At 42.8% G+C, this 6235-nt stretch carries 6 protein-coding genes; 1 reads left to right on the top strand and 5 read right to left on the bottom strand.

Annotated features, from left to right (window positions below):
* Positions 1-273 precede the first annotated feature (273 nt).
* A complete protein-coding gene (locus P5G49_RS17170; protein ID WP_301245837.1) occupies positions 274-1149 on the top strand; it encodes a LysR family transcriptional regulator in 876 nt (291 codons plus the stop codon).
* Between the two features lie 110 nt (positions 1150-1259).
* Here the strand turns inward: P5G49_RS17170 and P5G49_RS17165 are convergent, their stop codons facing one another.
* From P5G49_RS17165 to P5G49_RS17145, 5 genes are all read right to left on the bottom strand, one after another.
* Positions 1260-2249 (bottom strand): asparaginase, encoded by a 990-nt coding sequence (locus tag P5G49_RS17165; RefSeq protein ID WP_301245835.1) that lies wholly within the window; start codon positions 2247-2249, stop codon positions 1260-1262.
* Positions 2250-2265: 16 nt separating this feature from the next.
* Positions 2266-3762, bottom strand: coding sequence for a tripartite tricarboxylate transporter permease (locus tag P5G49_RS17160; protein WP_301245833.1), 1497 nt, complete (start codon positions 3760-3762; stop codon positions 2266-2268).
* 16 nt (positions 3763-3778) lie between these two features.
* On the bottom strand, positions 3779-4243 hold the full coding sequence (locus P5G49_RS17155) for a tripartite tricarboxylate transporter TctB family protein (RefSeq protein WP_301245831.1): 465 nt from the start codon (positions 4241-4243) through the stop codon (positions 3779-3781).
* Between the two features lie 73 nt (positions 4244-4316).
* Positions 4317-5318, bottom strand: a complete 1002-nt coding sequence (locus P5G49_RS17150; protein WP_301245830.1) for a Bug family tripartite tricarboxylate transporter substrate binding protein — start codon at positions 5316-5318, stop codon at positions 4317-4319.
* A gap of 310 nt (positions 5319-5628) precedes the next feature.
* Positions 5629-6225, bottom strand: a complete 597-nt coding sequence (locus P5G49_RS17145) for a class D sortase (protein ID WP_301245828.1) — start codon at positions 6223-6225, stop codon at positions 5629-5631.
* Between the last annotated feature and the right edge of the window lie 10 nt (positions 6226-6235).

Below are 6235 nucleotides of genomic sequence, written 5' to 3'. Positions count from 1 at the left end.
CCTTTTGTAGTGTAGGGAACTGATTTAGTCGTCGTTCTCTATCTACATTAGGAGCTTTTTTGTTTTTATTCAAGCAGATTATTTGAATAAAATGTATTATTTTCCTGTTATTTCTTGCTATGCAACGCTAGTGGGTACCCAGTTAAGTTAGCAGCAGCACCCCATCCCCCTCACCCACCCGAATATTCAGAGTTGAGGTGCAACTTAGTAGTTCAGTAGGAACTCTTGATTTATACTATATATACGATCAAGTTGAAGAAGGTGGGTTTTCAGTTGGATGAAAAAGATTTAAGACTTCTTTTATACTTAAATGAGGAACGGAATATAACTAAAGTGGCGGAGAATATGTTCATGACACAGCCGGCATTGAGTTACCGTTTGAGGCAAATTGAGCAGTCCTTCAAGGCGCAGCTGTTTGTGAGGGGCAGGACGGGAATTCGACCTACACCAAAGGGGGCTGTCTTGATCGATTATGCAAGTGAAATCCTGCAAAAGATGAATGAGGCAAGAGAGGCACTTCTTCAAATGAATGTTGAAGTGAAAGGGACGATTAAATTAGGTGTCGCCTCCACGTTTGGACAGTATATCATGCCACAGCTCCTACAAGCTTTCTTCAATGAATTCCCGGAAGTGAACGTCAATATGGTGACGGGATTAAGTACGGATATGGCAAAACAAATCGACAATGGTGATGTTAACGTTGCGCTTATTCGGGGGCATGAGCAGTGGACTGATTGTAAATCATTGGTTTGTGAGGAGTCCCTATATATTGTTTCAAAAGAACCCATTAACGTATTGTCATTGCCAGATTTAACGGACATTCACTATCAAATGGATACATATTTAAAACAAATTGTCGACCGCTGGTGGAAGGAAAGGTTTGATTCCATAAGAAATCCAGTAATGAAAGTAGATAATTTGGAGACGGGAAAGGAAATGGCAAGGCTTGGTCTAGGTTATACGATTTTGCCAGGTATATGCCTAATCGGAGAAAACGAACTATGTATGCAGCCATTGCAGCATATTGGCGGAGAAAAAGTCAAACGGCAGACCTTTCTTCATTATCGTGAAGAGGACTTAGAAATCGCTGCAATCAATGCATTCGTCGGTTTTGTTGAACGGTATAAAGATAAGATTCCCCTTCATTGAAAGTCGGTACTCATAAATTAAATCGTTGAAACGGAGAACTGTTCGCAAGCTTATTTTGACCAGTTCACTCCAATTCCAACGATTTTTCATTGTAACAATTGTCCATTCCATTAATACGTATCAAACAAGGTTTGAATGCTTTCATTATCTGTATACTTTAATAGGGCAAGCATTAACAGAATCCTTGCTTTATGCGGTGGAAGATTATCGGAAGTTGGAGAACGGAGATGCTTGTAGCGCTCGAGCGGAAGGACTCTGCCATCCATGACTCGACTACCAAGGACGATCTGGATTCCCTTTTTCTTTGCTTCTATTAGCTCAACCTCTTCTTTCTCTGAACATCTGCCTGCGCCGGTTCCCGCTACGATGATTCCGTCAACTCGTTCTTCATCCAACAGTGGTCGAATCGTCCTTCCGGTCGCCCCTGCGTAAGAATAGATGATTTCAACTTTTGGTAAGTCGTTTATCGGCAAAACCGCAAACTCGGAGGAAGTCGTATGCTTTCGTAGCGACATTCGGTAAAACTGTACTGAATCATCCGGATCTACATAGCCCAACACGCCTAATTCTCCCGAATTGAACGTTTCCAATCTATACGTGTTTGTTTTTGAGACATCGCGAGCACAACTGATTTGATCATTTAAGACAACCAAAACTCCTTTGCCTACTGCAGTGTCAGAAGCCGCGACCTTCAATGCATTCAATAAATTGAGATGTGCATCTGTGCTAATTGCAGAAAAGGGACGTTGTGCACCGGTAAGGACAATCGGTTTATCGGTTTCAACCGTCAGGTGTAGGAAATATGCAGTCTCCTCCAATGTGTTCGTCCCATGAGTAATCACGATGCCATCATAGTTTCCGTCACGTAAATCATGGTGGATTTTATCACGTAACATGATCCAATGCTCTGTATCAATCAATGTACTGCTTACGTTGGATAGTTGTTCGATATGGAGATGCGCTATTTCATTCATCTCCGGTATTTCGCGAATTAAATCTTCACCCGTATAATGCCCTGATGTATAATTCCTTAAATCTGTTCGGCAAGGATGATGGGCTGAAATTGTTCCACCCATGGCAATCACTTTTATTTTCTTCATAGCCCCTCCATCGTATTCATTCTATACTTTTAATTTTTTTCCTCATGCCAAGCAGTGGCGGTAACGCTAAGGACAGTACAGTTATAATCAGGAATGCCAATGTGATCGGGCGTTCCAGGAATATCATAAAGCTGCCGTTTGAAATCGTCAGAGACTTACGTACAGACTGCTCGATCATTTCTCCAAGAATGAAAGCGAGAATGAATGGCGCTGCCGGGAATGAGACAAGTCGTAGAAGGTAACCGATAATCCCAAACGCCAACAACAAGTACAGATCAAACGTATTAAAGCTGATTCCATATACGCCAATTAGGCAAAAGATAGTGACAAGCGATATAAGCATCGGCCTTGGTATATTCAAAAGTTTAGATATGTAGGGAATTAAAGGTAAGTTTAAAATTAAAAGGAATATATTCCCGATATACATACTAATAATGACACCCCAAAATAAATCCGGCTTTTCTGTGAAGAGCATAGGTCCTGGTTGGATACCCATCACCATCAATGCCCCAAGAAGGACTGCTGTCGTGCCGGAACCGGGTATTCCCAAGCTAAGCAAAGGTACGAAAGCTCCGCTTGTTGCAGCATTGTTTGCAGTTTCTGGTGCTGTGAGCCCCTTGATAGAGCCTTTTCCAAATTCCTCAGGATTTTTGGCGATTTTCTTTTCGGTAATATAGGCGATAAAAGAAGCAATTGTTGCACCAGCACCTGGCAACACCCCTATTAGGAAACCTAATACAGATTGCCTTGACATAGGTCCACTCATTTCTTTCATTTCGCTTTTCGTAATACGGATGCTACCGATGTTTTTATTCGGGCCGCTATCTGACTCATTCCGCGTTATTATTAATTTAAAGACTTCAGCCAAGGCGAAAATCCCCAAAGCGATGACTAAGAAATCAATCCCGCTTAATAACGATGCGCTACCGAAAGTGAATCGGGAGGTACCGGTTTGACCATCTATCCCAATCATCGCTACCATGAAACCGAGCGTCCCTGAAATGAGCGCTTTTATCGTAGAACCTTCAGACAAGCTTGCAATCGCCGTTAAGGCAAGAAGCATAAGCGCAAAATATTCCGGAGGTCCAAAAGAGATGGCCACTGAAGCTAATAATGGGGCGAAAAGCATTAGGAAGATTACTCCGACCGTTCCACCGACGAATGATGACACCGCCGCAATTGCAAGTGCTTTACCTGCTTTTCCTTGCTGTGCCATTGGGTATCCATCGAAAGCAGTTGCCACTGTTCCAGCAACTCCAGGTGCATTTAATAAAATAGATGAAGTAGATCCTCCAAAAATTGCACCGTAATAGATTCCCGCCATCATAACAAGTGCCATATTCGGATCCATCCCATAGGAAATGGGAATCATAACACCAATCGCAGTGATCGGTCCAAGGCCAGGCAACATGCCGATGATTGTCCCTAAAAATACGCCCATTAAAACAAAGAGGATGCCTTGAAAACTAAAGGCGACTTTTGCGCCTTCCAAAATCCCATCCATTACGCCCATTCTTTCTCATCCTCCTTCAAAACGGCAATATCCCTTTTGGCAATGAAATCTTCAGTACATAATTGAATAAATAATAAAAAGCAATCGGTATGGCAATCGCAACAACGATGTTAGTCACGTGCTTCTTGTAACCTAAGGCAAATGTGCTTGTAAAAATGAACAGCGCAGTTGTGAGAAGAAATCCAAGCCATTCAAGAAAGATAATATAGAGAAGGATTAAGCCTCCAAATAACAAGATCATCTTCCTATCGGCATTGAAAAAGGGTTCTGACTGTCCACTATCCTCCCCATCCTTCGGTTCATCTTTAATGAAAAACAGCAAAATTGACAAGAAGATGAGCAAGCAGCCTAAAATGATTGGAACCGCATCGGCATCCACCGGCACTAAAGGATACTTAGGAAGTCTCACGCTCATAATTACAAAAACAACTCCAAGCACAATCAAAAACAAGCTTACTTTCTTATTTTGTGATGATAGCAATCTAACACGTCCTTTCAAAAGGTTAAGTCAATGAACTGTAACAGCCATTGACTTAACGTTTAGATAACCTTTATTAGCGGACAATCCCTAATTCATCCAACAATGCCTTACTCGACTCTACTTGCTCTTTCAAAAACTCTTTGTATTCTTCATGACCCATGAAAAAGTCTCCCCACCCATAGTTGGCTCTTATCTTTTTCCAAGCATCCGTTTCAGTCATTTCTTTAAACTTCTGCTCATAATATTTAAGTGCTTCTTCAGGAAGGTCCTTAGGTCCAAAGAATCCTCTCCAGTTAATATAAGTCGTATTAATGCCTTGCTCAACGCCAGTAGGGAAATCAGAAATTGTTTCCCCCTCAAGCCGTTCTTCAGAAGTTACAGCCAATACACGTATGTTGCCAGCTCTAACTTGCTCGACTACCTCAGAAACATCCGTAGAGAATACATCAACACTCCCGTTAAGAAGGGCAGTCAATTCTCCGCCATCCTGCTCGGAAACATACTTGATTTTCGTAATGTCAACTCCAGCCTCTTTCGCAAACTTTGCAAATTTCAAGTGGTCCATACTTCCTGGAGACGATGAACCGATTACCGTAACACTTGTCGGATCTTTTTTCATATCATCAAAAAGATCATTCAGTGTTTGCCATTTCGAATCAGCTTTCACCGCGAACGCACCATAGTCAGCAATTACGTTTGCGATAGGAGTGAAGTCGGTATAATCATACTCAGATTGACCGTTTAACGGCACGTCGATCATCGGAGTGGAAGTGACAAATAGGTTGTACGGGCTCCCCTTCTTTGTCGCAATATAAGCCCAACCGACAGCACCGCCTCCACCTGTCTTGTTCACAACCCCAATGCCTTTATCAATCAATCCCTCTTCTTCCAAAACTTTTGCAGCCATCCGCGCAGTCGTATCCCAACCGCCACCTGCGCCAGATGGAGCTACAATTTCAATATTCCTCGTCGGCTTCCAATTCCCATCAGCCGAATCTGCATCCCCCGACGACTCATTACAAGCCGCAAGAATAAGCGCAATAGACATCCCCATAAAGAGTAAAAACCTTTTCATTTCTACCATCCCCTCTTGTAAGTGCTTACTTAAACTATAAATATAGTCCCAAAGTTAGTAAAACTGAATAATTTGATTACTATCCATAAAAAAAATTTATGGATAGATTGGTTTTGTAAAGGTACCTGTGCAAGAAACATTCATGACTATTCAACCAATTTGAATGAAAATACACTATTTCGAAATAAATCTCATTCCTATACGTATATTAATTCAATTGTAGTGTATTAACTGAATAATTTCGTGCACAGGTACCCAAAAGAAGCACTAAAAAACGGGTACCCCAAAACGGATACCCGATGAAATCACACTATTCAACCCTCTCCCCCTGCACAACCAATCGAAATTCATTCGAATACTCAGGGTAGCAGGTGATGAGGGATATGAGCGCTTTTCCTTCCTGCGGCTCAAGTACATCGACATCATGGGGTCTGACGATTTGGATGTCGAAGACTCTGAAGTTCATTTCTCCTTCTGCCGTTTGGAATGTGAACTCCGTGCCGACTTCAACTTCATGCAACCGGTTGAAATACTTTCCGAAGACATGGGCCTGGTGCCCGGCGATGGCATAGCTCCCGTCCATCTCGCCGGGCGGGTCCATGTTTTTAATTGCACCGAGGGATTGGTCGAGCGTTTCTGCGTCAGCCCCGTATAGGACGGGTGCTTCTAAGTCGATTGCCAGAATCGTCAGGATGCCTTCTATTCCGGAAATCTCACCAAGTTCAACGGCACCGGCTTCCTTTGCAGCCAACTCACCTGTCCCGTCTCTAACTTCCACCGAACGAAATGCATCCATCAAATCCTGCTGGCGAGCATCACTTTTCGCAATGCCATTCAGGAGCCAAACCGACAGCATGATACCGACCACAATTAACCCGGTTCCAAGCCAGTTCACTATTCGCCTCATCTGTCAACCA

The organism is Sporosarcina highlanderae (assembly GCF_030433715.1).
Classification (GTDB): domain Bacteria; phylum Bacillota; class Bacilli; order Bacillales_A; family Planococcaceae; genus Sporosarcina; species Sporosarcina highlanderae.
Note: the sequence above shows the minus strand (reverse complement) of the source record. Positions and strands in the feature narration are given on the sequence as shown.

Bases quoted from the DNA above. Each gene is read 5' to 3' on its own strand.
- P5G49_RS17165 (WP_301245835.1), bottom strand. From the start codon at position 2,249: ATGAAGAAAATAAAAGTGATTGCCATGGGTGGAACAATTTCAGCCCAT.
- P5G49_RS17160 (WP_301245833.1), bottom strand. From the start codon at position 3,762: ATGGGCGTAATGGATGGGATTTTGGAAGGCGCAAAAGTCGCCTTTAGT.
- P5G49_RS17150 (WP_301245830.1), bottom strand. From the start codon at position 5,318: ATGAAAAGGTTTTTACTCTTTATGGGGATGTCTATTGCGCTTATTCTT.
- P5G49_RS17145 (WP_301245828.1), bottom strand. From the start codon at position 6,225: ATGAGGCGAATAGTGAACTGGCTTGGAACCGGGTTAATTGTGGTCGGT.